We start from the raw sequence: 23,256 nt of genomic DNA, 5'->3' as shown, positions 1-23,256 counted from the left end.
GGGCTGCGGCCCTGTCCGTACCATGGTCATCCTTGATCGCAGCTTTCAGCCATGAGCATCTCCCTGCCCGACGACGACGCACCGGTTCCGCCCGGCTTCAAGACCATCCACCACGGCGGACCTTACTTCGCGGCGCTGGGCCCGGTGTACGGCAAGCCGGCCGAAGACGGCAGCGGCACCCAGGTGGTGGCCGTGCGGGTGCAGCACAAGCACACCAATGTGCTGGGCGTCACCCACGGCGGCATGCTGGCCACGCTGGCCGATTGCGCGCTGGGCATGAACGTGATGCTGCAGCGTGATCCGCCGCAATCGATGGTGACGGTGAGCCTGACCAGCGATTTCCTGTCGTCGGCCAAGCCCGGTGAGTGGCTGGAGGCGCACGTCACCATCCGCCGCCAGGGTGCGCGGCTGGCCTTTGCCGAATGCCTGCTGCAGGTGGAAGACCGCGTGATCCTACGCGCCAGCGGGGTGTTCTCGGTCACTGGCCGTGAGCCCGTGAAGCCGCGGGTCAAGCTTTGACCGATCAGGTCCCGTGCCGGCGCTGCGCCCGCGCCGCGCGTTCGCGGGCCTCGTGCAGCGTGGCCAGCGTGATCTTGCGCACCTCGGCCTTGCTTTGCTCCACGTGGGTCTTGAGCAGCAGCTGCGCCTGGTCGGGCTTGCGCTGGATGACGGCGCGCAGGATCTTGGCGTGCTCGTTGTAGGTGGCCTCCACCCGGTCGGCGCGGGTGAAGTCCAGGTGCCGGATGATGCGGATGCGCTCGGTCACGTCCCAGTGCACGCGGGCGATCTCGGCATTGCCGGCGGCGCGCACCAGCGTGGCATGGAACTGCTCGTCCAGCAGCCCCACCTCGCGCGGGTCGGCCAGTCGCTCGGCGGCGGGCACCAGCCACAAGGCCTTGAGCGTGTCCAGCGCCTCGGCCGGCGTGCCGGTGTGGGCGCACAGCCGCTGCACGCTGGCCAGTTCCAGCAGCACCCGCAGGTCGTACAGCTGTTCCAGCTTGCCGAAGTCGATGGGCTTGACGTACCAGCCCGACTTCAGCTCCACGTCCAGGTAGCCCTCGTTGCGCAGGCGGAACAGGGCTTCACGCACCGGCGTGCGGCTCACACCCAGGCGCTGGCCCAGTTCGGCCTCGGAGAAGCGGTCGCCCGGCACCAGCTGGAAGTCGTCCATCTCGGCCTTGAGCTGGGCGTAGACCTGCTCGGCCAGATTGGCCCGCAGCGGGGCTGCGGGCGCCACGGTGGGGGCGGCAGCGGCAGGGGGCTTGGGGACGGCGCGCATGCGATCGATCTTACCCAGCGGCCCCGCCCGCCGCCGAAGGGCTGGAAGCGGCCGCCAGCAGGCTCACGTGCGCGGCCACCACGCGCCATTGGCCATCGGCAAAGCGCACCCAGGTCTGGCTCTGGCGGCCGATGGCGCTGCTGCCCGCACGGTGGAACTCGGTCATCGCCGTGGCCATGTCGCGGCCGAAGGTGGTGATGACGGTGCGGCCCAGCGTGCGCGCCAGCCCCGCGGGCGAGCGGCCGGCGCGGAAGGCCTGGATCTGCGCATAGCCCACCAGGTTCTCGGTGGCGCCGTAGCGCACGGTGTGAGGGCTGTTCCAGAACAGCGCGTCCAGCACCTCCACGCGGTTGTTCACCAGCGCGTCTTCGTAGCGGTTGAACACGGCCTGCACTTCGGCCAGCACGTCGGGCAGGTTGATCTGGTCTTCGGTCATGAGAGTCGGGCCACCGGCGCGTTGAACACGCCTTGTTGTTGGAGTGCATGCGCCACGCGCAGCACCCGGTCTTCGCGCCAGGGCGCGGCGATGATCTGCACGCCGATGGGCAGGCTGGGGTGGCAGCCCCACACCGGCGCCGCGCACACCGGCAGGCCGATGCAGGAGATGGGCTGCGCCAGCAGCCCCAGGCTGGGCCGCGCCGGCAGGCGCTGGCCGTTGATCTCGATCCATTCGGTGCCGATGGCGGGCGCCACCAGCGGCGTGGCGGGGGCGATGAGCACATCCACCTCGGCCAGCAGCTCGGCCGCGCGCAGCGCCACCCAGCGGCGCATGCGCTGCGCCTGCTGCACCCAGGCGGCTGGCAGCAGCGCACCGGCCAGGAAGCGGTCGCGCGACAGCGGCTCGAAGTCCTGCGGCCGGGTGCGCAGGTCGGGCAGGTGCAGCGTGGCGCCTTCAGAATTGCTGATGACGAAGGCCGCGGCACGGGCGCGGGCCGCCTCGGGCAGCAGCACGGTGGGCAGACCGCCCAGCGCCTGCGCCACCCGCTGCACCGCGGCGCGGGCTTCGGGCCCGGCCTGGTCGTGGAACCAGCCGCCCAGCACGCCGATGCGCAGCCCGTCCAGGCCCGCGGCCAGCGTGGGCGCGGTGGGCTCCACGGCGCGCGCCACGCAGCCGGGGTCATGGGCATCGTGGCCCTGCATCGCGTCATAGGCCAGCGCCAGGTCGTGGGCCGAACGGGCGAAGGGCCCCAGGTGGTCCAGGCTGGCGACGAAAGGGTAGCTGCCGTTGCGCGGCAGCCGGCCGAAGGTGGGCTTGAGGCCGAACACACCGCACAACGAAGAGGGCACGCGGATCGAGCCGTTGGTGTCCGACCCCAGGGTGATGGGCACCTGGCCGGCCGCCACCGCCGCCGCCGAGCCGCCGGAAGAGCCACCGGCCACCCGCGTCAGGTCATGCGGGTTGCGGGTGGGGCCCTCATGGCTGTTCTCGGTGGTGAAGCCGTAGGCGTACTCGTCCATGTTGAGCGCGCCCACCAGCACCGCGCCGGCCGCGTCCATGCGCTGCACCAGCGGGCCGTCGGCCAGGGCCGCGGGGCCGCCACGCTCGATCTTGGAGCCGGCCAGCGTGGTCAGGCCCGCCACGTCGAACAGGTTCTTCACCGCATAAGGCACGCCCAGCAGCGGCAGCGCGCGGGTGGCTTCATCGCCAGCGACCAGCCTTTGGTCTAAGGCGGCGGCGCTGGCGCGTGCGCGTTCGGCGGTCAGGTCGGTGAAGGCATTCACCGCCCCGTCGCTGGCGGCAATGCGGGTCAGGCTCGCTTCCGTCAAGGCGCTGGCGGTGGCCCGGCCTTCTCGCACGGCCTGGGCGATGGTGGCTGCGGGTTGCAGCAGCAGCTCGTCGGCGTTCATCGGGTGTGGCCCTGCGCGTCGTCGGCCGGCGAGATCGGCACGAAGGCCGGAGCCGGCTCGTCCTGCACCGTCAGCGGAAATTGGTTGATCAGGTCAGCCATCTCGGCCGCCAGCGCGAAGTAGCGCAACACGCCAGGCCGGTGCGCAGGGCGCAGCGGCAGGTCCAGCGCCTGCGCGGTGGCGTCCACGTAGGCGGCCACCTGCTCGGGGCTCATCGCGCCGCTCATCGCCGCACCTCGCGCTGAAAGATCTCCAGGCTCAGCTTCTTGGTGCTGACGAAGCTGGGCTCCGACAGCGTGGCCACGGTGCGCGGCCGCGGGTCTTCATAGCGCAGGATCTCCGCCACGCGGGTGGGGCGCTTGGTGAGCAGCAGCACCTCGTCGGCCAGGTACACCGCCTCTTCCAGGTCGTGCGAGACCAGCAGCATCGTGGTGCCGGTCTGCATGAACACCTCCTGCAGCTTCTCGCGGATGAAGAGGGTCATCTCGAAGTCCAGCGCGCTGAAGGGCTCGTCCAGGAACAGCACCTCGGGCTTGGGCGCCAGCGCCCGCATGATGGACGCCGTCTGCTGCTGGCCGCCCGACAGCTCGTACGGGAAGCGGTTGAGGTCGAACTTGACGTCGAACGAAGCCACCAGCTCGGCCATGCGGCGGTCCACCTCGGCCTTGCTGCGGCCTTCCAGCTTCAGCGGGTAGGCGATGTTGTCGATGGTGCGCATCCACGGGAACATCGCTTCGCGGTAGTTCTGGAACACGTAGCCGATCTTGGTGTCCTTCAGGCTCTTGCCGTCGAACAGGATCTGCCCCGCGTCGATGGGGATGAGCCCGGCGATCATGTTGATCAGCGTGCTCTTGCCGCAGCCGTTGGGCCCGAACACCGAGACGATGCGGCCCTTGGGAATGTCGAGGTCGAAGTTCTCGTACAGCGGCCAGCCCGCAAAGTACTTGGTAAGCCCGCGGATGGTGATGTGGGTGCCGGCCGGGCCGGGCACGAAGGGCCGTTGCGGCACGTCGGCCACCACGGGGGCGTTCAAGACGGCGGACATGGCTTACCTCCCCGACCAGTGGACGATCTTGCGTTCCAGCACCAGGAACAGGATGTTGAGCACGTAGCCCAGGATGCCCGCGGCCAGGATGGCGGCGTACATCGTCTTGACGTTGAGCACCTGCTGCGCGTCGATGATGCGGTGGCCCAGGCCGTTGTCCGAGCCGATGAACATCTCGGCCACCACCACGATCACCAGCGCCATCGACACCGCCGAGCGCAGGCCCACGAAGCTGGGCTGCAGGCTTTCCCACACCAGCACGTCCTTGAAGATCTGCCAGCGCGTGGCGCCCATCACCTTGGCCGCCATCACCCGCTGCTTGCGCGCGTTGATGACGCCATAGGCGCTGTTGAACACCACGATGAGCAGCGCGCCGAAGGCGGCGATGGCCACCTTGTTGATGTCTGATACGCCGAAGATCAGCAGGAACAGCGGGATCAGCGCCGACGAGGGCGTGGAGCGGAAGAAGTCGATCAGGAACTCGACGCTGCGGTAGGCCTTCTCGTTGCTGCCCAGCAGCACGCCCAGCGGCATGCCGATGACGGCGGCGATCAGGAAGGCCTGCACCGTGCGCCACACGGTGACGGCGAAGTCGATCATCAGCGGCCCGCCGGCCAGGCCGGTGACCAGCGTCTGCAGCGTGGCGCCTGGCGGCGGCAGCAGGATGGGCTTGATGAGACCGGCGCGCACCACCAGGTCCCACACGATGAACAGCACCAGCGGCCCGACGAAGGGCAGCAGGCGCCCGGCCTGGAAGCCGCTGCGGGGCGCGGCAGCAGCGGCCGGCGCGCCGTTGGCGGGCGCTTGCCAGGGCGCAGCGGCTGGCGTGGCGGAGGAGGGCGCGGCCATGTGCGTCAACCCTTGTACAGCAGCGAGGCCACGTCCAGCTTCTTCTCGAACACGCCCTTTTCGGTGAACAGGTCGAAGAACTTCTGGAAGGCCGCCACGTCGGCCGGCTTGAACTCGTTGTACAGCATGTACGAGGCCAGCGGCACTTCGCCGGTCAGCGGCCCTTCGATGGCGGTGTAGCCCTTGAGGTACTGCCGGGCCTCGGCCGGCTGGTTGCGCACCAGCTCGATGCCCTTGGCATAGGCCGCGATGTACTTCCTGGTCTCGGCCGGGTACTTCTTGATGAACTCCGTGGTGAGGGCGGCCGAACCACCGTGCCACGGCGCCAGCGCATCGCCCAGGATGTACTTGGCGATCACGCCCGCTTCCAGCACGCGGGTGGTGCCATTGAGACGGCCCACGGTGCCGGTGGGCTCCAGCGTGTACACCGCGTCCACCTGGCCGGCGGCCAGCGCGGCCACATGCTGGCCGATGGGCAGTTCGGTGACCGGCGTGCCCGTGGCGCCCGCGCGTTCCAGCACCGTCAGCGCCAGCGTCTTGTTCTGGATGCCGGGGCCGCTGGCCACGCGCTTGCCCTTCAGGTCGGCCAGCGTCTTGACCGGGCTGTCCTTGGGCACCAGGAACTGGTCCAGCACGTACTTGGCGTTGCTGGGGTTGGTGGCGATGATCTTGAAGAGCCCTGGCGAGGCGATCTCGCCCACGCCCAGGTTGCCCGAGCCGGTGCCGTTGGAGCTGCCGTCGCAGCGGCCGGCCAGCATGGCTTCCATCACCTGCTGGGCGCCGGCGTACTTCTGCGCTTCCACGTCCAGGCCGGCTTCCTTGAAGTAGCCCTTTTCCACTGCGGCGAAGAAGGGCAGGCCAGCGGCCACCGGCCAGTAGCCGATGCGGATCTTGGGGCCGGCCTGCGCCCGCACCAGGGCGGGCAAGGCCAGCGTGGCAGCGGCGGCGGCGCTGCCGGCCAGCATGCGGCGGCGGGTGGGATGTGTGCGGCGTGTGCTCATGGTCCGGGTCCTAGGTACTGAGGGAAACAGGGCAGGGCGGCGTCAGGCGCTGCGCGCCTTCAGGGCGGCCACGTAGGCGCGCCAGCCGCCGAAATGGGTGACGTCGGTGGCGGCCGCCAGCGCATGGCCTTCGCAGATGAAGCCGTGCACCACACGGCCATCGGCCAGCTGCAGGCTGCCCAGGCCCAGCGGCGGCGGAATGAGGGCGAGGAAGCTGCCGACGTGGCGCAGCGGCACGTCCCACACCTCCACCGCGATGGCGGCGCCACCTTCGGCCACGCGCTGCAGCCCGGGCTTGGGCGGCACGGTGCCGGGCAGCGCGAACAGGCGGTACAGCGGCGCGGTGTGCGTGGCCTCGCGCAGCGTGGCGCCGCGCTCGGTGAGCTGGCCGTTGAGCGGCATGCCTGACAGGTGGGCGCCCACCACGGCGATGGGCAGCGTGGCCTCGGTGGCAGGTGCGCGCAGCGGGGGCGGCGCGTCGGCCGGGCAGGGCCGGTCGGTGGCGCCCAGGGGCAGTGCCAGGGCCTGCTGCCAACCCTGGCCCAGGCGGGCCAGCGCCGCATCGGTGTTGGCCGGGCCGATGAAGGTGATGCCGGCCGGCAGGCCCTGCGAGGTGAAGCCGGCGGGCAGCGCCAGCGCGCTCCAGCCCAGCAGGTTGACGAAGTTGGTGTAGGTGCCCAGCCGGCTGTTGGCGCCGATGGGGTCGGCCTGCAGCTGCACGAAGCTGGGGTGGCCCGGTGAGGTGGGCACCATCAGCACGTCCACCTGCTGCCACCAGGCGGCGCTGGCCTGCTGGGCCGCACGCAGCGTGTACTGGCCGCGGAAGGCGTCGGTGGCGCTGAAGCGCAGCGCCTGGGTGATGACGGCGCGCACCGTGGGGTCGAAGGCTTCGGGCTGGCTGTCCAGCAGCGCCTGCACCGCGGCATGCCGCTCGGCCACCCAGGGGCCGCCGTACAGCAGCTCGGCCACCGCATGCAGCGGCGCAAAGTCCAGCGGCACCAGCGTGTGGCCCAGCGCCCGCGCCTGCGCCAGCGCCTGCTGCCAGGCGGCTTCGTGCGTGGCGTCCAGCACCGGCTGGGCCGGCACGCCGATGCGCAGCGTGGCCGGCAGCTGCGCCGGGCCGGGCACGAAGCGGCTGTAGGCGTCGGTGGCGTCTTCGCCCTCCATCACCGCCAGCACCTCGGCCGCGTCGTCCACCGTCAGCGCGAACACCGACACGCAGTCCAGGCTGCGGCAGGCCGGCACCACGCCGCTGCTGCTCACGCGACCGGGCGTGGGCTTCAGCCCCACGATGTTGTTGAAGCCGGCTGGCACGCGGCCGGAGCCGGCGGTGTCGGTGCCCAGCGCAAAGGCCACGTCGCCACGCGCCACCGCCACCGCCGAACCTGAACTGCTGCCGCCACTCACACGGCTGGCGTCGAAGGTGCTGGCCGGCTGACCGTAGGGTGAGCGGGCGCCCACCAGGCCGGTGGCGAACTGGTCGAGGTTGGTCTTGCCCAGCCACACCGCGCCAGCGGCGCGCAGCCGCGCCACCGTGCCCGCGTCGGTGCCTGGGGTGTAGGCAAAGGCCGGGCAGGCGGCGGTGGTGGGCACGCCGGCCACATCGATGTTGTCCTTCACGGCGAAGGGCACGCCGAACAGCGGCAGCTCCGCCAGCAGCGGGGTCAGGTCGCCGCCTGCGGCATCGAGCCGCGCCTGCAGCGCGCCCGCCTGCGCCTGCACCTCATCGGGCGTGGCCAGCCGGATCCAGGCTTCACGCGGGCTGTGGGCCTGCACATGGGCCAGCCGCGCGGCCAGCAGCTCGGCAGGGCGGGCGCCGGCCAGGTAGGCGGCACGCCAATCGGCCAGGGTGAGCGGTACTTGTTCGTTCATGGTGCACGCGTTGGTATACCAGTTGGTGCACTTGCATCAACCATGCCAGGCGCCGTGAGGCCCGGCATCAGAGGGGCGCGGCACGGCAGCGTGGTCATGGCTTGCTTATTGCAAAGCCCACGTCGACCAACTGGTATCCCAGTTCGTATGCATCAAGTTGGATCACCGGAGCCCTGCCATGACTGTCATCGTCGACGCCTTGCCCGCCCCGTTCGATCTCGATCCGCTGCACACCGCGCTGATCCTCATCGACATGCAGCGCGACTTCATCGAGCCCGGTGGTTTCGGTGAAAGCCTGGGCAACGACGTCTCGCTGCTGCGCGCGGCCATCGCGCCGTGCCAGCGGCTGCTGTCGGCGGCGCGTGCTGCGGGGCTGCTGGTCATCCACACGCGGGAAGGGCACCGCCCCGACCTGAGCGATGCGCCGCCGGCCAAGGTGCAGCGCGGCGCGCCCAGCCTGCGCATCGGGGCGCCGGGGCCCATGGGCCGCATCCTCATCCGCGGCGAGCCCGGCCACGACATCATCCCGGAGCTGTACCCGCAAGCGGGCGAGCCGGTGATCGACAAGCCCGGCAAGGGCGCCTTCCATGCCACCGACCTGGGGCCGATGCTGCAGTACCGCGGCATCCGCGACCTGATCGTCTGCGGCGTCACCACCGAGGTGTGCGTGCACACCACCGTGCGCGAGGCCAACGACCGCGGCTACCGCTGCCTGGTGCCGGCCGACTGCTGCGCCTCCTACTTCCCCGAGTTCCACGAGGTTGCCTTGCGCATGGTGCATGCGCAGGGCGGCATCTTCGGCTGGGTCAGCGACTCGACCCGCCTTGTGGCCGCGCTCGACCGCGCCGGCTGACCGCTGTTCAACGCTTCACTGCAGGAGTAGATCCATGACCACTGCACGCATCCCGACGGCGTCTGCCGCCGGCAACGGTCCCCGGCTCTGGGCGCCCGGCGACTGGAATGCCTTCTTCGGCTTCGGCACCAACATCCTGGTGAACCTGCTGGTGCTCACCGGCCTGCTGCGCTACGTGCTGAAGATGCCCGACCCCATCGTGTTCGGCCGCATCCTGCCGGCGGCCGGGCTGATGATGGCCCTGTCCACGCTGTACTACGCCTGGCTGGCCTGGCAGCTGGCCAAGAAGACGGGCCGCAACGACGTGTGCGCACTGCCCTCGGGCATCAGCGTGCCGCACATGTTCGTGGTGGTGTTCGTCATCATGCTGCCCATCTCGTTGAAGACGGGCGACCCGATCAAGGGCTGGGAGGCCGGCCTCACCTGGGTGTTCGTGCAGAGCTTCGTGCTGATGGTGGGCGGCTTCATCGCGCCGGTCATCCGCCGCATCACGCCGCGAGCCGCGCTGCTGGGCACGCTGGCTGGCGTCTCCATCGCCTTCATCGCGCTGCGGCCGGCGCTGGAGATGTTCATGACGCCGCTGCTGGGCGTGGTGTGCTTCGCCATCATCCTGGTCAGCTGGTTCGGCGGCGTGCGCTGGTTCCGCGGCGTGCCGGCCGGCCTGGTGGCCATCGCGGTGGGTTGCATCATCGCCTGGGGCTCCACGGCGCTGGGCATGCCCATCGGCGGCATGAGCCTGGCCAACCTGGTGGCCTCGTTCAGCAACTTCGGCTTCTCGGTGCCGCTGCCGGCGGTGGGCCATGTGTTCTCGGGCTTCGAGTTCCTGGGCATCATCCTGGTCACCGCCATCCCCTTCGGCATCTACGACCTGGTAGAGGCGATGGACAACGTGGAAAGCGCGGCCGCCGGCGGCGACCACTTTCCCACCACCCGGGTGCTGACGGCCGACGGTGTGGTCAGCCTGATCGGCTGCCTGATGGGCAATCCCTTCATCAATGCGGTGTACATCGGCCACCCGGGCTGGAAGTCGATGGGCGGGCGCATCGGCTACTCGGCGGCCACCGGCATCGTGGTGCTGCTGATGTGCTGGCTGGGCATCATCTCGGTGATGACCTCGCTGATCCCGGTGGTGGCCATCGCGCCCATCCTGCTCTACATCGGCATGCTGATCGGCGCGCAGGCCTTCCAGGAAACGCCGCGCAGCCATGCACCGGCGGTGATCCTGGCCTTCATGCCGCACCTGGCGGCCTGGGGCAAGCTGCAGATCGACAACGCGCTGGGCGCTGCCGGCACCAGTGCCGCGGCCGTGGGCCTGGACAAGCTGGGCCAGACCGGCGTGCTGTACCACGGGCTGGAAGTGCTGGGCGGCGGCGCCATTCTGGGCGGGCTGGTGCTGGGCGCCATCGCCACCTTCATCATCGACCGTGAGCTGGTCAAGGCCGCGGCCTTTGCGGTGGCCGGTGCGCTGATGACCTTCTTCGGCTTCATGCACGGCGAGCAGATCGGCATCGGCCAGAGCCTGCCGGTGGCGGTGAGCTACCTGGGCTTTGCCGCGGTGCTGCTGGCCTGCGCCAAGCTGGCCCAGGTGGAGCCGAAGGCGGCCGAGCATGCGGAGCCGGTGCCGGCCTAGACTGGAGGCATGAACAAGCCTGTGCTGCTGGCCCATGCGGGCCGCCTCATCAACCATGGCCCCACGGTGCTGGTGTCGGCCGCCCATGGCGGCCGCCGCAACGTGATGGCCGCCGCCTGGTCGATGCCGGTGGAGTTCGATCCGCCGCGCATCGCGGTGGTGATCGACAAGAAGACCTTCACCCGCGAGCTCATCGCCGCCAGCGGCCAGTTCGCGATCAGCGTGCCCTGCCATGCGGTGCGCGACGCCACCTACACCATGGGCAGCGTCTCGGGCCGCGACCTGGCCACCAGCGGCAGCCCCGACAAGTTCGACACCTACGGCATCGGCCACTTCGCCGGCCCGGTGCTGGGCCTGCCGCTGGTGCAGGGCTGCGTGGCCTGGATGGAGTGCCGGCTGATCCCCGAGCCGCACACCGAAGACGCCTACGACACCTGCTTCGCCGAGGTGGTGTCGGCCCAGGCGGACAGCCGGGTGTTCGACCACGGCCGCTGGTCCTTCCGCGACGACAACACCAACCTGCACACGCTGCACCACCTGGGCGGCGGCCAGTTCGTGCTGCCGGCGCGCACGGTGCAGGGGCAGGTGCTGGCGCCGCGCTAGGCGTTCAGCCGCCGGCCACGCCGATGTGGCCACAGCGCCGCCGTGCCACCCAACCCCCAGCTGCCAACCCCCCCAGCATCAGCACCGCCGTACCCGGCTCCGGCACCGCCGTCATGAACGGGTAGATGCCGCCCGACAGCGTCTGCAGATCGACCTGAGTGGTGAACACGCCGTCGGCGCCGCGCACTTCCAGCTTGGTGATGCTGGCGGTGTTGCCGAAGGCGGCTTCGCCGCTGCCGGAAAAGAAGGTGCTGGTGGGCGCTTCCACCTGCACCACCGCGACCAGCAGCGCATTGAGCAGGATGGGCCGGCCATAGCGGAAGTCGAACTCCAGCGTGGCGGTCTGATCGATCGACTGCTGCCGCTGCGAGTTGTAGGCGGCCGAGTCCAGCACATTGTTGAAGGCTTCCAGGCTGGTCACGTCCAGGTCGTAGCGGCCCCACGCGTCGGAGAAGACCGTGCTGCTGCTGCTGGCCGAGCCGTCGAAGTGCGTGGTGATGCGCATGCGCCCGATGGTGTCCAGGGGCTGCCCGCCAACCGTCCACTCGTCGCGGAAGCTGGCCTGCGACAGCACCTCGGCGTCGGGCGCGACCTGGAACACGCCGCTGAGGGCACGCGTGATGTCCAGTGAAGCCGAGGCCGACAGCGAACCCACCGCCGCGCGCGAGTCGGCCACGAAGCTGCCGGTGTTGATGCCGCCTGCCGGCCAGGACTTTTCGCCATGCGCGAACTGGGGCACACGGCCATCGCCGCTGTTGGACTGGCCATTGCGCAGGTCCAGCACGACGCCGCCGGCTTCCGCTCGCACCTCGGCCGACGAGTAGAAGCTCGCCGCCGCGGTGGTGGGCAGCAGGGCGCCCGCGGCGGCGATGCAGGCCGCCGCAGCCAGGAGGGATGCACGCATGTCGGCTCCTCTCATGAGACGTCGGCATTCTGGGGGTGGGTGCGCCGCACCGCCCATCCCCAGAACGCAAGCGCCGGCCGCCGTACGCCATCCGGCGTATGGCCGATCCCCCGGGTCATCCCTAACCTGCGCAGCGTCCGATCCACGGTCGCTTCAACGCCAACAAGGGGTACCCATGACCACTCGCCGTTCCTTCTCGATCAAGCTCTCCGCCCTGGCGCTGGCCGCCATGGGCGCCACCGCCGTGCAGGCCCAGGAGACCATCAAGGTCGGTGTGCTGCACTCGCTGTCGGGCACCATGGCCATCTCGGAGACGGTCCTCAAGGACGTCGCGCTGATGACCATCGACGAGATCAACGCCAAGGGCGGCGTGCTGGGCAAGAAGCTCGAGCCGGTGGTGGTGGACCCCGCCTCCAACTGGCCGCTGTTCGCCGAGAAGGCCCGCCAGCTGATCACCAAGGACAAGGTGGCTGTCACCTTCGGCTGCTGGACCTCGGTCAGCCGCAAGAGCGTGCTGCCGGTGTACGAAGAGCTGAACAGCCTGCTGTTCTACCCCGTGCAGTACGAGGGTGAAGAGCTGAGCAAGAACGTGTTCTACACCGGCGCCGCGCCCAACCAGCAGGCCATCCCGGCGGTGGAATACCTGATGAGCAAGGACGGCGGCAGCGCCAAGCGCTTCGTGCTGCTGGGCACCGACTACGTGTACCCGCGCACCACCAACAAGATCCTGCGCGCCTTCCTCAAGAGCAAGGGCGTGGCCGAGGCCGACATCATGGAGGAGTACACCCCCTTCGGCCATTCGGACTACCAGAGCATCATCGCCAAGATCAAGAAGTTCTCTTCCGAAGGCAAGAAGACCGCGGTGGTGTCCACCATCAACGGCGACTCCAACGTGCCCTTCTACAAGGAACTGGGCAACCAGGGCCTGAAGGCGACCGACGTGCCGGTGGTGGCCTTCAGCGTGGGTGAAGAAGAGCTGCGCGGCGTGGACACCAAGCCGCTGGTGGGCCACCTGGCCGCCTGGAACTACTTCATGTCGGTGAAGAACCCGACGAACGATGCCTTCATCAAGGCCTGGAGCAGCTATGCCAAGGCCAAGAACATCCCGGGCCACAAGGACAAGCCGCTGACCAACGACCCGATGGAAGCCACCTACATCGGCATCCACATGTGGGCGCAGGCGGTCGAGAAGGCCAAGAGCACCGACACCGACAAGGTGATCGCGGCGATGGCCGGCCAGACCTTCAAGGCACCCAGCGGCTTCACCGCCACGATGGACAAGGAAAACCACCACCTGCACAAGCCGGTGTTCATCGGTGAAGTGAAGGCCGACGGCCAGTTCAACGTGGTGTGGAAGACGCCGGGCCCGGTGGTGGCCGACCCCTGGAGCGACTACATCCCCGAGAACAAGGGGAAGAAGAACGTGCCCGAGAAGAAGTAAGCCGGCCTGAGGCCACCGGCCGCGGCGTCTGAACGCCGCGGCCCGCACCACAAGAAGGGATGACCATGCAGGTCCGTTGGATCGTGCCGGGCTTGCTGGCGCTGTTGCTCAGCGTCGGGGCCCATGCACTGACGCCGCAGCAGGCGCGTGCAATTGCCACCGGCGACAGCGATGAGCGCATCGCGGCCGTGCAGGCCGCACTGGCCGCCGCCGACACCGGCCTGGCGCCGCTGGCGCAGGCCCTGCTGGACGATGCCGTCAAGATCACGCCCGAGCAGGTGCTGATCGTGCGTGACGGCCAGGCCACCGACGCGGCCACCGGCCAGCCCGTGGCCAACGTGCCCGAGACCGCGGAAGACCCGGTCAACAACAACCGCATCCGCCGCACGCTGCAGGCGGCGCTGGCTTCGCTGCAGTTGTTTTCGCCCGACCGGGCGCAGCGCGCCGCCGCCATCACCCAGCTGCGCGACCAGGCCGACGAAGGCCTGATGCCGCTGCTGGACAAGGCCGAAGCCGCCGAACCCGATGCCGCGCTGAAGAAGCAGCTGAGCCTGTTGAAGGCCAGCGTGCTGGTGAGCGCGCCCGAACCCGACAAGCGTCTGGCCGCCGCCAAGCTGCTGGAGGCCAGCGACGACCCCAACACCCGCAGCCTGCTGCTGGAGCGCCTGGCCACCGGCGGCGAGAGCGACCCCGCCGTGCGCGCCGCCCTGGCCAAGGCGCTGACGGCCGTCGAGCGCCGGCTGTCCATCGGTGAATGGATGGGCGTGCTGTTCACTGGCGCCAGCCTCGGCTCCATCCTGTTGCTGGTGGCGCTGGGCCTGGCCATCACCTACGGGCTGATGGGCGTGATCAACATGGCCCATGGCGAGCTGATGATGATCGGCGCCTACGCCACCTTCGTGGTGCAGAACCTGTTCCGCCAGTACCTGCCCGGCGCCTTCGACTGGTACGTGCTGGCGGCCATTCCGCTGAGCTTTTTGGCCAGCGCGCTGGTGGGCGCGCTGATGGAGCGCAGCGTGATCCGCTGGCTGTACGGCCGGCCGCTGGAAACGCTGCTGGCCACCTGGGGTATCAGCCTGGTGCTGATGCAGGCGGTGCGCTCGCTCTTCGGCGCGCAGAACGTGCCGGTGGAGAACCCGGCCTGGATGAGCGGCGGCGTGCAGGTGATGAGCAACCTGACGCTGCCCTACAACCGGCTGGCGATCCTGGCCTTTGCCTTCATCGTGCTGGGCGGCGTGGCGCTGATGATCGCCCGCACGCGGCTGGGCTTGTTCGTGCGCGGCGTGACGCAGAACCGGCGCATGGCCTCCTGCGTGGGCGTGAACACCGCACGGGTGGACACCTATGCCTTCGCGCTGGGCGCCGGCATCGCCGGCCTGGCGGGCTGCGCCCTCTCGCAGGTGGGCAACGTGGGCCCCGACCTGGGCCAGAGCTACATCGTCGACTCGTTCATGGTGGTGGTGCTGGGTGGCGTGGGCCAGCTGGCGGGCACCGTGGTGGCGGGCCTGGGCCTGGGCGTGCTGAACAAGCTGCTGGAAGGCTGGGCCGGCGCTGTGCTGGCCAAGATCATGGTGCTGGTGTTCATCGTGGTGTTCATCCAGAAGCGGCCGCAGGGACTCTTCGCCATGAAGGGTCGGAGCGCCGAGGCATGACGCGCGCTGCCTGCATGAACGGAGAAATCGAATGAGTGCTGTGTTACCTCCCACCTTCACGCTGCCCGCCCCCAAGCGCGGCACGCTGCTGGGCCCCAAGGGCTGGACGGGCGTGTTCGTGGCACTGCTGGTGGTGTGCGTGCTGGCCCCGGTGCTGAACCTGCTGGTGCCCGAGGGCAGCATGCTGCACCTGAGCGACTATTCGATCGGCCTCATCGGCAAGATCATGTGCTACGCCATCTGCGCGCTGGCGATGGACCTGATTTGGGGCTACACCGGCATCCTGTCGCTGGGGCACGGGCTCTTCTTCGCGCTGGGCGGCTACGGCATGGGCATGTACCTCATGCGCCAGATCGGCCGCGACGGCAACTACAAGAGCGACCTGCCCGACTTCATGGTGTTCCTCGACTGGAAGGAACTGCCGTGGCACTGGGCGCTGAGCGATTCCTTCATCGCGCAGATGCTGCTGGTGCTGCTGGTGCCCGGGCTGCTGGCCTTCGTGTTCGGCTTCTTCGCCTTCCGCTCGCGCATCAAGGGCGTGTACTTCTCCATCATCACGCAGGCCATGACCTTCGCGGCGATGTTGCTGTTCTTCCGCAATGAAACCGGCTTCGGCGGCAACAACGGCTTCACCGACTTCAAGCGCATCCTCGACCTGCCCATCGCCACGCCGTCCACCCGCATCACGCTGTTCGTGCTCACCGGGCTGGTGCTCATCGGCTTTTACCTGATGGCGCGCTGGATCGTGAACAGCAAGTACGGCCGTGTGCTGCAGGCCATCCGCGATGCCGAGACGCGGGTGATGTTCACCGGCTACGACCCGCTGGCCTACAAGCTCAGCATCTGGACGCTGTCGGCCGTGATGTGCGCGGTGGCCGGTGCGCTGTACGTGCCCCAGGTGGGCATCATCAACCCCAGCGAGATGACGCCGGCGGCCAGCATCGAGATCGCGATCTGGGCCGCGGTGGGCGGCCGCGCCACGCTGATCGGCCCCATCGTCGGCGCCTTCTTCGTCAATGGCGCCAAGAGCTGGTTCACCGTGGCCTTCCCCGAGGTGTGGCTGTACTTCCTGGGCGCCCTCTTCATCGCCGTCACGCTGTTCCTGCCGCAGGGCATCGTGGGGCTGTTCCGCAAGTTCAAGAAGGAGGCCGGCCAATGACGCCTGACCTGATGGAAGCCGGCACGCAGCTGCGGCAGGCGCATGAGCAGCGGGTGAACAACGTCGGCGGCTCCGGCGGCGATGCCAGCTACGGCCGCGTGGCGCGCGCCGGCGTGCCCGAGTTCGCGCAGGGCGTGGCGCTTTACGTGGACGACATCACCGTCAGCTTCGACGGCTTTCGCGCGCTCAATGCGCTGTCGCTCACCATCAACGTGGGCGAGCTGCGCTGCATCATCGGCCCCAACGGCGCCGGCAAGACCACGATGATGGACGTGATCACCGGCAAGACGCGGCCCGACAAGGGCAAGGTGTTCTTCGGCTCCAACATCGACCTGCTGCGCCTGCGCGAGAACGACATCGCGCAGATCGGCATCGGCCGCAAGTTCCAGAAGCCCACGGTGTACGAAGAGCTGAGCGTCTTCGAGAACCTGGAGCTGGCGCTGAAGGCCGACCGCCGCGTGCGGGCCAGCGTGTTCTCGCGCCTGACGGGTGCGCAGCTGGACCGCATCGGCGAGATCCTGGCGCTGATCCACCTGAAGGACGCGGCCCAGCGCACCGCCGGCCTGCTCAGCCATGGTCAGAAGCAATGGCTGGAGATCGGCATGCTGCTGATGCAGGACCCCAAGCTGCTGCTGCTGGACGAGCCGGTGGCCGGCATGACCGACGAAGAAACCGAGCGCACGGCCGAGCTGTTCCTGTCGCTGGAAGGCCGGCACTCGCTGGTGGTGGTGGAGCACGACATGAAGTTCGTGGACCAGCTGACCGAGGGCCGCAAGAAGGTGACGGTGCTGCATGAAGGCAGCGTGCTGGCCGAGGGTCTGCTGGCCGACGTGCAGGCCAACGACAAGGTGGTCGAGGTTTATTTGGGGCGCTAGCCATGTTGCAAGTCGAAGGCCTGAACCAGTACTACGGCGGTTCGCACATCCTGCGCAACCTGTCGTTCGAAGCGAAGATCGGCGAGGTGACCGTCATCCTCGGCCGCAACGGCGTGGGCAAGACCACGCTGCTCAAGAGCCTGATGGGCGTGGTGCCGATCAAGACCGGCAGCATCAAGCTCGACGGGCAGGAGATGGGCAAGGAAAAGCCGTACGAGCGCGTCAAGCGCGGCGTGGGCTATGTGCCCCAGGGCCGCGAGATCTTCGGCCGGCTGACGGTGGAGGACAACCTGCGCATGGGCCTGGCCTACAAGAGCGGCAGCGTGCCGGTGCCGGCCGAGATCTTCGAGCTGTTTCCGGTGCTCAAGCAGATGATCCACCGCCGCGGCGGCGACCTGTCGGGCGGGCAGCAGCAGCAGCTGGCCATCGGCCGTGCGCTGGCGGCCGGCCCCAAGCTGCTGATCCTGGACGAACCCACCGAGGGCATCCAGCCCAGCATCATCAAGGACATCGGCCGCGTGATCCGCATGCTGGCCGACCGCGGCAACATGGCCATCGTGCTGGTGGAGCAGTACTACGACTTCGCCGAGGAACTGGCCGACCAGTACCTGGTGATGGAGCGCGGCGAGATCATTGCCCGCGGCCGCGGCGCCGACATGCAGGCCAACGGCGTGCGCGAGCTGATGTCGATCTAGCCTCGGCAGCGCCACCCGCTCGGCGGGTGGCGACCTGTCATCAGGGCGCCGGGTGCTCCGCCTCGGCGGCCTTCCGCTCACGCTGGTGCTGCAGCAGGCCCGCCACTGCGATCAGCGGCAGGCTGCACTCCACCACCTCTTCCAGCGCCGACAGGATGGTGTCCAGCTGGTCGGACATGTGCACGCCGAAGTCTTCGGCCAGGATGGCGAAGCTGCGGTCGATGACCTTGGTGGCCACCAGCGTGACGAAGAAGATGGCCACGGTGATCGCCAGCGGGCGGGCGCGGCGCAGGCCCTGCCACATCGGGCGGGCGTGGCGGGCCAGCAGCCACAGCGCGGTGCCCGCAATCACCAGCAGGATGGGCAGTGCCACCAGCTTCTGGTGCAGCGGGTGATCGTTCAGGTAGAAGCTGACCTTGAGCACGCTGGTGTCGGTGAAGGCCTTGTGCAGGTCCTGCTCGCGGGCGGCGAAGGCCAGCAGCATCACCGTCAACCCCAGCCGCGTGGCGCCGCCTTGCTGCGGGCGCGCCACGCACCACAGCGCCACGGCGGCGCACAGGTACAGCAGCGTGGTCAGGCTTTCGACCGGGCCGTTCTCGTGGATCAGGTCCATCACCAGCGCGCGTGGCAGGCATTCGGCCCACAGCAGCGCCACCGCCACCGCGAACAGCGGGGCCCACAGCCCCGCCCAGCGCAACGAGGCGTCGCGCGTGTCATCGCCGGCCCAACGGGCGGTCTTGTCGAGGGGGAGTTGCGAATTCATCGTTTCGACATCAAAACGTCATCCTAAGCGCCGTAACCCGAACGTACCCGATGTGGGGCCAAAGTCCGACGGTCCCGCTGCCCGCCGCCCGATACCATCGGCAACAAGGAGAACCAAGAAGCCATGGAGCAAAGAACCGCGTATCCCCGCCTGGTGGGGGACATCGGCGGCACCAACGCCCGTTTTGCCATCTGCGAATCGGCCGACGCCCAGCCCACGCACGTCGCCGCGCTGAAGGGCGAGGAATTCCCGACGCTGCAGGCGGCGATGCGCAGCTACCTGGACCAGCTGGGCCTGCCGCAGCCCCGGAACTGCGCCATCGGCATCGCCAACCCGGTGGACGGCGACCACCTGCAGATGACCAACCACACCTGGGGCTTTTCGATCGAGGCCGTGCGCCAGGAGTTCGGTTTCGAGCGCTTCGTGGTCGTGAACGATTTCGTGGCCCTGGCGCTGGCCCTGCCGGCGCTGCGGCCGTCGGAGCTGAAGCCGGTGGGCGGCGGCACCCCGCTGCCGGGTGCCACGCTGGGCCTGGTGGGCGCCGGCACCGGCCTGGGCGTGGCCTCGCTGACCTTCACCCGACGCGGCGAGGCCGTGGCCGTGGGCGGCGAGGGCGGCCACGTGTCGCTGGCGCCGGCCACCGCCGAGGAAGCCGCGGTGATCGCCAGCCTGCAGCGTCGTTTCGGCCATGCCTCGGCCGAGCGGGCGGTGTCCGGTCCCGGGCTGGTGAACCTGTACCAGGCGCTGGGTGAGGTGCGGCAGCAGGCTGCGCCGCTGCAGGAGCCGGCCGCGGTGCTGTCGGCCGCGATGGGCGGTGCCGATGCGCTGGCCGCCGCAGCGCTGGACATGTTCTGCGCCTTCCTGGGCAGCGTGGCGGGCAACCTGGCGCTGACCGTGGCGGCGCGCGGCGGCATGTACATCGGCGGTGGCATCGTGCCGCGCATGGGCGAGGCTTTCGCCCGCTCACCGTTCCGCCAGCGCTTCGAGGCCAAGGGCCGCTTCCAGGGCTACCTGAGCCAGATCCCCTGCTGGGTGATCGACGCCCAGCAGTCACCGGCGCTGCTGGGCGCTTCGCGCGCACTCGACGCGGCTTGACCCCGGTCAGGCGCTGGCGCGATCAGGTGCGCCAGATGCGCGGCGGCGGTGCGTCCATCTGCCAGGCGCTGCGGCGCCAGGCGGTCCACACCCGCAGCAGCAGCTGCTGCGCCGGCTCCACCCGCGCTGCCAGCACGCGCAGCACCACCGCTTCGGCATGGGGTGCGGTGACACCGGCGGTGGCGGCCAGGGCCGAGTCCTCGCACACGTCACGGGCGGCCTGCAGCAGCGCGTCGCGCCGCGCCGCCGCCAGCGGGCTGCCCGCCGCGAACCACATCGTGGCCACCACCTTGTGCCCGGCCAGGCCCAGCGGTGAATCCAGCAGCCGGTGGTCGTCGGCCGCCAGCGTGGCGCGCTCCAGCCACACGCCGGGCAGCTCCAGGTGGGTGCGGAAGCGTCCGCGCTCGAAGGCCTGGCCGGTGGCCGGCAGGCCCAGGGCCAGCACGTCCCAGCCCATCATCTCGGCGCCTGCGGCCAGCGCGAACCGCATGCGGTTCTCGGCTTCGCAGCCGCTGTAGGCGATGGCCTCCAGCGGCAGCCATTCCAGCCGCGCACCGTCGGCCACCTGGATCTCGGTGTGCTGCAGCGCTGGCTCACCCGCGCTGCGGTAAAAGCGCGTGGCCCCCGGCGTGGTCAGCACCGCATGCGTGCCGGCTGCCAGCCGCGCATCCAGCCGCAGCACGTCACCGCCCACCACGCCACCGGGCGGGTGCACCAGCACGTGGTGGCAGATGCCGGGCCCTTCGGGGTACAGCCGCTGCAGCACCCGCAGCGGCCCTTCATGGCGGTCCAGCGCGATGGTGCGTTCGCCATCACGCGTGTAGTGCAGATCGAGGTGACCGGTCCAGGCCATGGGTCGGAGGGGGGTTGAGGCGGCTGAAGGCCGGCACTGTAACCCCACGCACCGCTGCTCTGTTGCGGTGCAGCATGGCTGTCACGAAAGTTGCTTAGGGTGGTGCCTGCAGCCCGCAGACGGGCCAAGACCCGACGCTGCTGCAGGTGTCCCAACAAACTTCAGGGAGTGGTAGTCATGCATCAGCGGATCTTGGTGGCGGCCGTGGTGGCCTTCATGGTGGCGGGTACCGCCCAGGCAGCGTCTCAAGGCTCAGGTGCCGGCACCGCAACAGCAGCCGGCGCCGCTGCAGCGGCCACGGCGGCGGCGACTGACCACAACACCAGCGCACCGGCCGCCGGCAGCGACCTCGCGCTGCTCTTCGGCGGCCTGGGCGCCATCGGCTTCGTGAGCTGGCGCCGGGGCCGCTTCGAAGCCTGAAGAAGGGACCGACCCGGGCGCAGCCCGGGTCTTGGGGGTCACCAGGTTCCGCCGGGCCGCCCCAAGGAACCTGCGCCCCCTCGGGGGGCCGACCCGGGCTATGCCCGGGTCTTGGGGGTCAACGTTCAATATTCCCAGAAAATCCGCTGCAATTCAGCGGTCGTCTGCGGCTTGGTCAGCGCCACGGCGGCCAGGATCTTGGCCTTCTGCGGGTTCAGGTCGTGGGCCACCACCCAGTCGTACTTGTCGTCGGGCTGCTCGGCGTTGCGCAGCACGATGCCGTCGGCCACGCGGCTGGAGCGGATCACCATCACGCCCTTGTCGCGGATGGACTTGAGCTTGTCCACCGCGTAGTTGGGCACCGAGCCGTTGCCGGTACCGGCGTTGATGATGGCCTTGACGCCCGGCGCGGCGGCCGCGTCGTACAGCGCCATGTTCATGCTGCCCGAGCCGTAGACGATGGACACTTCCGGCAGCGCATCGATGGTGTCGATGTCGAACTCGGAGTTGATGGTGTGGCGCTTGGCCAGGCTGCGGAACCAGAAGGTCTTGCCTTCCACCACCATGCCCAGCGAGCCCCACTGGCTGCCGAAGGCGCTGGTCTTGATGTTCACGCGCTTGCTGGCATCACGGCCCGGCAGGATGTCGTCGGCCATCGTGATCAGCACGCCCTTGCCCTTGGCGCTGGGCGCTGCGGCCACCACCACCGCGTTGTACAGGTTCAGCATGCCGTCGGCCGACATCGCGCTGCCCGGCCGCATGGAGCCGACCACCACGATGGGCTTGTCGCTCTTGATCACCAGGTTCAGGAAGAAGGCGGTTTCTTCCAGCGTGTCGGTGCCGTGGGTGACGACCACGCCGCTGACTTCCGGGTCCTTCAGCAGCGCCGAGACGCGCTTGCCAAGAGTCACCAGCTTGTCGTTGGTGAAGCTCTCGGAAGCGATCTGGAAGGCCTGCTCGCCGCGCACGTTGGCCACACTGGCCAGTTCGGGCACGCCGGCGATCAGCTTGTCCACCGGCACCTTGGCGGCCTGGTAGGTGGCGCTGTTCAGGGCCGAGGCACCGGCACCGGCGATGGTGCCGCCGGTGGCGACGATCACCACGGTGGGCTTGGCCGTCTGGGCCAGGGCCGGCAGGCCGGCGAAGGCGGTGGCCGCCAGCAGCGCGGCGCAGGCGGCGCGCAGGCCGCGGGTCATGGATTGCATGCGGGGTTCTCCTCTTGGTTGTGAAAAAACCAGCGGGAGTAGATGCGAGAAACGGGCCCGGGTGAATACCGATCCGGCATTCATGCTTTCCCAAAGTGCATGGAGTTGGTGCACTTCAGCGCGGCGCCGCCGTCACCAGCTCGCCGTCCAGCGGCGCGATGCTGCCGCAGGCGTCGGGCTCGTAGCCGGCCAGCTGGCGCACCGCTTCACGGTAGGCGTCGCTGCGGATGACGGCCAGCATGGCCTGTACCCGCGGCTGCTGCAGCGCCGCCGGCCGGCAGGCCAGGAAGTAGCGCTCGGCCTGCACCGGGATGAACTCCAGCCCGAAGCGGCGCGCCGCCGTCTCCACGCCGAAGGCCACGTCGGCCATGCCGCTGGCCACGTAGGCGGCCACCGCGGCATGGGTGTGCTCGCCCTGCTCGTAGCCGGCGATGCGGCCGCCGTCCAGCCCACGCTGGGCCAGCAGCAGGTCCAGCAGCAGCCGGGTGCCCGAGCCGCGTTCGCGGTTGATGAAGCGCACGTCCGGCCGCAGCAGGTCGTCCACCGCATACACCCGGCGCGGGTTGCCGGCCGCCACCATCAGCCCCTGGCGGCGCAGCACCAGGTGGATGGCGCGCAGGTCGCCGCTGAGCCAGCGTGCATGGTGGGCCAGCACCTGGGCGCCCAGCGGGCCCACCGGCAGGTGCAGGCCGGCCACGTCGCAGGTGCCGCCATGCACCGCGGCGGCGGCCTGCTCGCTGTTGCAGTACTTGATCTCCAGCGGCAGCTGCGCGGCCTCCAGCTGGTGGGCCAGCTGCTCCACCGCAAAGCCGTGGCTGGCCCACAGGCGCAGGGCGCCGCCGCTGGGCGCCAGCAGCGTGTGCAGCTCGGCCTCCAGTTCCGAGGCCAGGCTTTCCAGCACCGGCGACAGCCGGGCACCGATGCGGCGGTCGGCCCACACCAGGGTGCGGGCCAGCGGCGTCAGCGCAGAGCCCTTGCCGCGCTGCATCTGCAGCAGCGGCGCGCCGAGCACCGCCTCGGCCTCGCGCAGCAGCTTCCAGGCGTGGCGGTAGCTGCCGCCTTCCTTCTCGCAGGCCGCGGCCAGGCTGCCGTGGTCTTCCACCAGCGACAGCAAGGCCAGCACCCGCGCCGGCAGCTCACGGCCTTCGGCGTTGCGGATGTTCCAGTGCGGTCGGATGGAGACGTGCAGCACGATGGCAGGCGTGGGGGGCTAT

Annotated in this window: 24 protein-coding genes; 11 read left to right on the top strand and 13 right to left on the bottom strand. The window is 69.5% G+C overall.

Features of this window, described 5'->3' with window-relative positions; genetic code table 11:
* Positions 1 to 51: 51 nt before the first annotated feature.
* Positions 52 to 519, top strand: a complete 468-nt coding sequence (locus tag MW290_RS07235) for a PaaI family thioesterase (protein ID WP_250194006.1) — start codon at positions 52 to 54, stop codon at positions 517 to 519.
* Between the two features lie 4 nt (positions 520 to 523).
* Here MW290_RS07235 and MW290_RS07230 read toward each other — a convergent pair whose 3' ends face one another.
* Genes MW290_RS07230 through atzF form a run of 8 tightly spaced genes read right to left on the bottom strand, consistent with a single transcriptional unit; the run spans position 524 to position 7,894 of the window.
* Positions 524 to 1,279 carry a GntR family transcriptional regulator gene (locus MW290_RS07230; RefSeq protein ID WP_250194005.1) on the bottom strand — a complete coding sequence of 252 codons (756 nt, stop codon included), beginning with the start codon at positions 1,277 to 1,279 and terminating at the stop codon, positions 524 to 526.
* Between the two features lie 10 nt (positions 1,280 to 1,289).
* Positions 1,290 to 1,715 carry an oxalurate catabolism protein HpxZ gene (gene hpxZ / locus MW290_RS07225; protein WP_250194004.1) on the bottom strand — a complete coding sequence of 142 codons (426 nt, stop codon included), beginning with the start codon at positions 1,713 to 1,715 and terminating at the stop codon, positions 1,290 to 1,292.
* Positions 1,712 to 3,127 (bottom strand): AtzE family amidohydrolase, encoded by a 1,416-nt coding sequence (locus MW290_RS07220; RefSeq protein WP_250194003.1) that lies wholly within the window; start codon positions 3,125 to 3,127, stop codon positions 1,712 to 1,714. Before MW290_RS07220 ends, hpxZ begins: the two co-directional genes overlap by 4 nt.
* Positions 3,124 to 3,354, bottom strand: coding sequence for a DUF4089 domain-containing protein (locus MW290_RS07215; RefSeq protein ID WP_250194002.1), 231 nt, complete (start codon positions 3,352 to 3,354; stop codon positions 3,124 to 3,126). Before MW290_RS07215 ends, MW290_RS07220 begins: the two co-directional genes overlap by 4 nt.
* Entirely contained in the window at positions 3,351 to 4,172 is an 822-nt protein-coding gene (locus MW290_RS07210; protein ID WP_250194001.1) for an ABC transporter ATP-binding protein, read from the bottom strand. Before MW290_RS07210 ends, MW290_RS07215 begins: the two co-directional genes overlap by 4 nt.
* A 3-nt stretch (positions 4,173 to 4,175) precedes the next feature.
* On the bottom strand, positions 4,176 to 5,021 hold the full coding sequence (locus MW290_RS07205; protein ID WP_250194000.1) for an ABC transporter permease: 846 nt from the start codon (positions 5,019 to 5,021) through the stop codon (positions 4,176 to 4,178).
* Positions 5,022 to 5,026: 5 nt separating this feature from the next.
* Complete coding sequence (locus tag MW290_RS07200) at positions 5,027 to 6,022, bottom strand: ABC transporter substrate-binding protein (RefSeq protein WP_250193999.1); 996 nt, start codon at positions 6,020 to 6,022, stop codon at positions 5,027 to 5,029.
* A gap of 42 nt (positions 6,023 to 6,064) precedes the next feature.
* Positions 6,065 to 7,894 carry an allophanate hydrolase gene (gene atzF / locus MW290_RS07195; RefSeq protein WP_250196569.1) on the bottom strand — a complete coding sequence of 610 codons (1,830 nt, stop codon included), beginning with the start codon at positions 7,892 to 7,894 and terminating at the stop codon, positions 6,065 to 6,067.
* A 178-nt stretch (positions 7,895 to 8,072) separates the two neighbouring features.
* Between atzF and MW290_RS07190 the strand changes: the two genes are divergently transcribed.
* The 3 genes from MW290_RS07190 to MW290_RS07180 are packed head-to-tail and all read left to right on the top strand — an operon-like array spanning position 8,073 to position 10,980.
* Positions 8,073 to 8,747 (top strand): cysteine hydrolase family protein, encoded by a 675-nt coding sequence (locus MW290_RS07190; protein WP_250196568.1) that lies wholly within the window; start codon positions 8,073 to 8,075, stop codon positions 8,745 to 8,747.
* Between the two features lie 34 nt (positions 8,748 to 8,781).
* Positions 8,782 to 10,377 (top strand): hypothetical protein, encoded by a 1,596-nt coding sequence (locus tag MW290_RS07185; protein WP_250196567.1) that lies wholly within the window; start codon positions 8,782 to 8,784, stop codon positions 10,375 to 10,377.
* Between the two features lie 9 nt (positions 10,378 to 10,386).
* The gene (locus MW290_RS07180; protein WP_250196566.1) at positions 10,387 to 10,980 is read left to right on the top strand and encodes a flavin reductase family protein; all 594 of its coding nucleotides are present in this window, start codon (positions 10,387 to 10,389) and stop codon (positions 10,978 to 10,980) included.
* A gap of 4 nt (positions 10,981 to 10,984) precedes the next feature.
* Here MW290_RS07180 and MW290_RS07175 read toward each other — a convergent pair whose 3' ends face one another.
* Positions 10,985 to 11,884, bottom strand: coding sequence for a PEP-CTERM sorting domain-containing protein (locus MW290_RS07175; protein ID WP_250196565.1), 900 nt, complete (start codon positions 11,882 to 11,884; stop codon positions 10,985 to 10,987).
* A gap of 175 nt (positions 11,885 to 12,059) precedes the next feature.
* Here MW290_RS07175 and urtA point away from each other — a divergent pair, with 175 nt between their 5' ends.
* From urtA to urtE, 5 genes are all read left to right on the top strand, one after another.
* Positions 12,060 to 13,325: an urea ABC transporter substrate-binding protein gene (urtA, locus tag MW290_RS07170; protein ID WP_375142823.1), complete on the top strand. Its 1,266-nt coding sequence runs from the start codon at positions 12,060 to 12,062 to the stop codon at positions 13,323 to 13,325.
* A gap of 65 nt (positions 13,326 to 13,390) precedes the next feature.
* Complete coding sequence (urtB, locus tag MW290_RS07165) at positions 13,391 to 14,977, top strand: urea ABC transporter permease subunit UrtB (protein WP_250196564.1); 1,587 nt, start codon at positions 13,391 to 13,393, stop codon at positions 14,975 to 14,977.
* Between the two features lie 31 nt (positions 14,978 to 15,008).
* Positions 15,009 to 16,136, top strand: coding sequence for an urea ABC transporter permease subunit UrtC (gene urtC, locus MW290_RS07160; protein WP_250196563.1), 1,128 nt, complete (start codon positions 15,009 to 15,011; stop codon positions 16,134 to 16,136).
* Positions 16,133 to 17,011, top strand: a complete 879-nt coding sequence (urtD, locus tag MW290_RS07155) for an urea ABC transporter ATP-binding protein UrtD (protein ID WP_250196562.1) — start codon at positions 16,133 to 16,135, stop codon at positions 17,009 to 17,011. The genes urtC and urtD overlap by 4 nt, the downstream gene beginning before the upstream one ends.
* A gap of 2 nt (positions 17,012 to 17,013) precedes the next feature.
* Positions 17,014 to 17,706 (top strand): urea ABC transporter ATP-binding subunit UrtE, encoded by a 693-nt coding sequence (gene urtE, locus MW290_RS07150; protein ID WP_250196561.1) that lies wholly within the window; start codon positions 17,014 to 17,016, stop codon positions 17,704 to 17,706.
* 40 nt (positions 17,707 to 17,746) lie between these two features.
* Here the strand turns inward: urtE and MW290_RS07145 are convergent, their stop codons facing one another.
* A complete protein-coding gene (locus MW290_RS07145) occupies positions 17,747 to 18,469 on the bottom strand; it encodes a hypothetical protein (protein WP_250196560.1) in 723 nt (240 codons plus the stop codon).
* Between the two features lie 123 nt (positions 18,470 to 18,592).
* On the opposite strand from MW290_RS07145, the gene MW290_RS07140 reads away from it, so the two are divergent.
* Positions 18,593 to 19,564, top strand: a complete 972-nt coding sequence (locus tag MW290_RS07140) for a glucokinase (protein WP_250196559.1) — start codon at positions 18,593 to 18,595, stop codon at positions 19,562 to 19,564.
* A gap of 22 nt (positions 19,565 to 19,586) precedes the next feature.
* Here the strand turns inward: MW290_RS07140 and MW290_RS07135 are convergent, their stop codons facing one another.
* Positions 19,587 to 20,417 (bottom strand): urease accessory protein UreD, encoded by an 831-nt coding sequence (locus MW290_RS07135; protein WP_250196558.1) that lies wholly within the window; start codon positions 20,415 to 20,417, stop codon positions 19,587 to 19,589.
* Positions 20,418 to 20,594: 177 nt separating this feature from the next.
* Here MW290_RS07135 and MW290_RS07130 point away from each other — a divergent pair, with 177 nt between their 5' ends.
* The gene (locus MW290_RS07130; RefSeq protein WP_250196557.1) at positions 20,595 to 20,837 is read left to right on the top strand and encodes a hypothetical protein; all 243 of its coding nucleotides are present in this window, start codon (positions 20,595 to 20,597) and stop codon (positions 20,835 to 20,837) included.
* Between the two features lie 125 nt (positions 20,838 to 20,962).
* Here MW290_RS07130 and MW290_RS07125 read toward each other — a convergent pair whose 3' ends face one another.
* Together MW290_RS07125 and MW290_RS07120 are read right to left on the bottom strand one after the other, a co-directional pair.
* Positions 20,963 to 22,033, bottom strand: coding sequence for a type II asparaginase (locus tag MW290_RS07125; protein WP_250196614.1), 1,071 nt, complete (start codon positions 22,031 to 22,033; stop codon positions 20,963 to 20,965).
* A 124-nt stretch (positions 22,034 to 22,157) separates the two neighbouring features.
* Positions 22,158 to 23,234, bottom strand: coding sequence for a substrate-binding domain-containing protein (locus MW290_RS07120; protein ID WP_250196556.1), 1,077 nt, complete (start codon positions 23,232 to 23,234; stop codon positions 22,158 to 22,160).
* Positions 23,235 to 23,256 lie beyond the last annotated feature (22 nt).

Source organism: Aquincola tertiaricarbonis, assembly GCF_023573145.1.
In the GTDB taxonomy this organism is placed as follows: domain Bacteria; phylum Pseudomonadota; class Gammaproteobacteria; order Burkholderiales; family Burkholderiaceae_C; genus Aquincola; species Aquincola tertiaricarbonis_B.
This window is presented reverse-complemented; position numbering and strand designations above follow the sequence as displayed.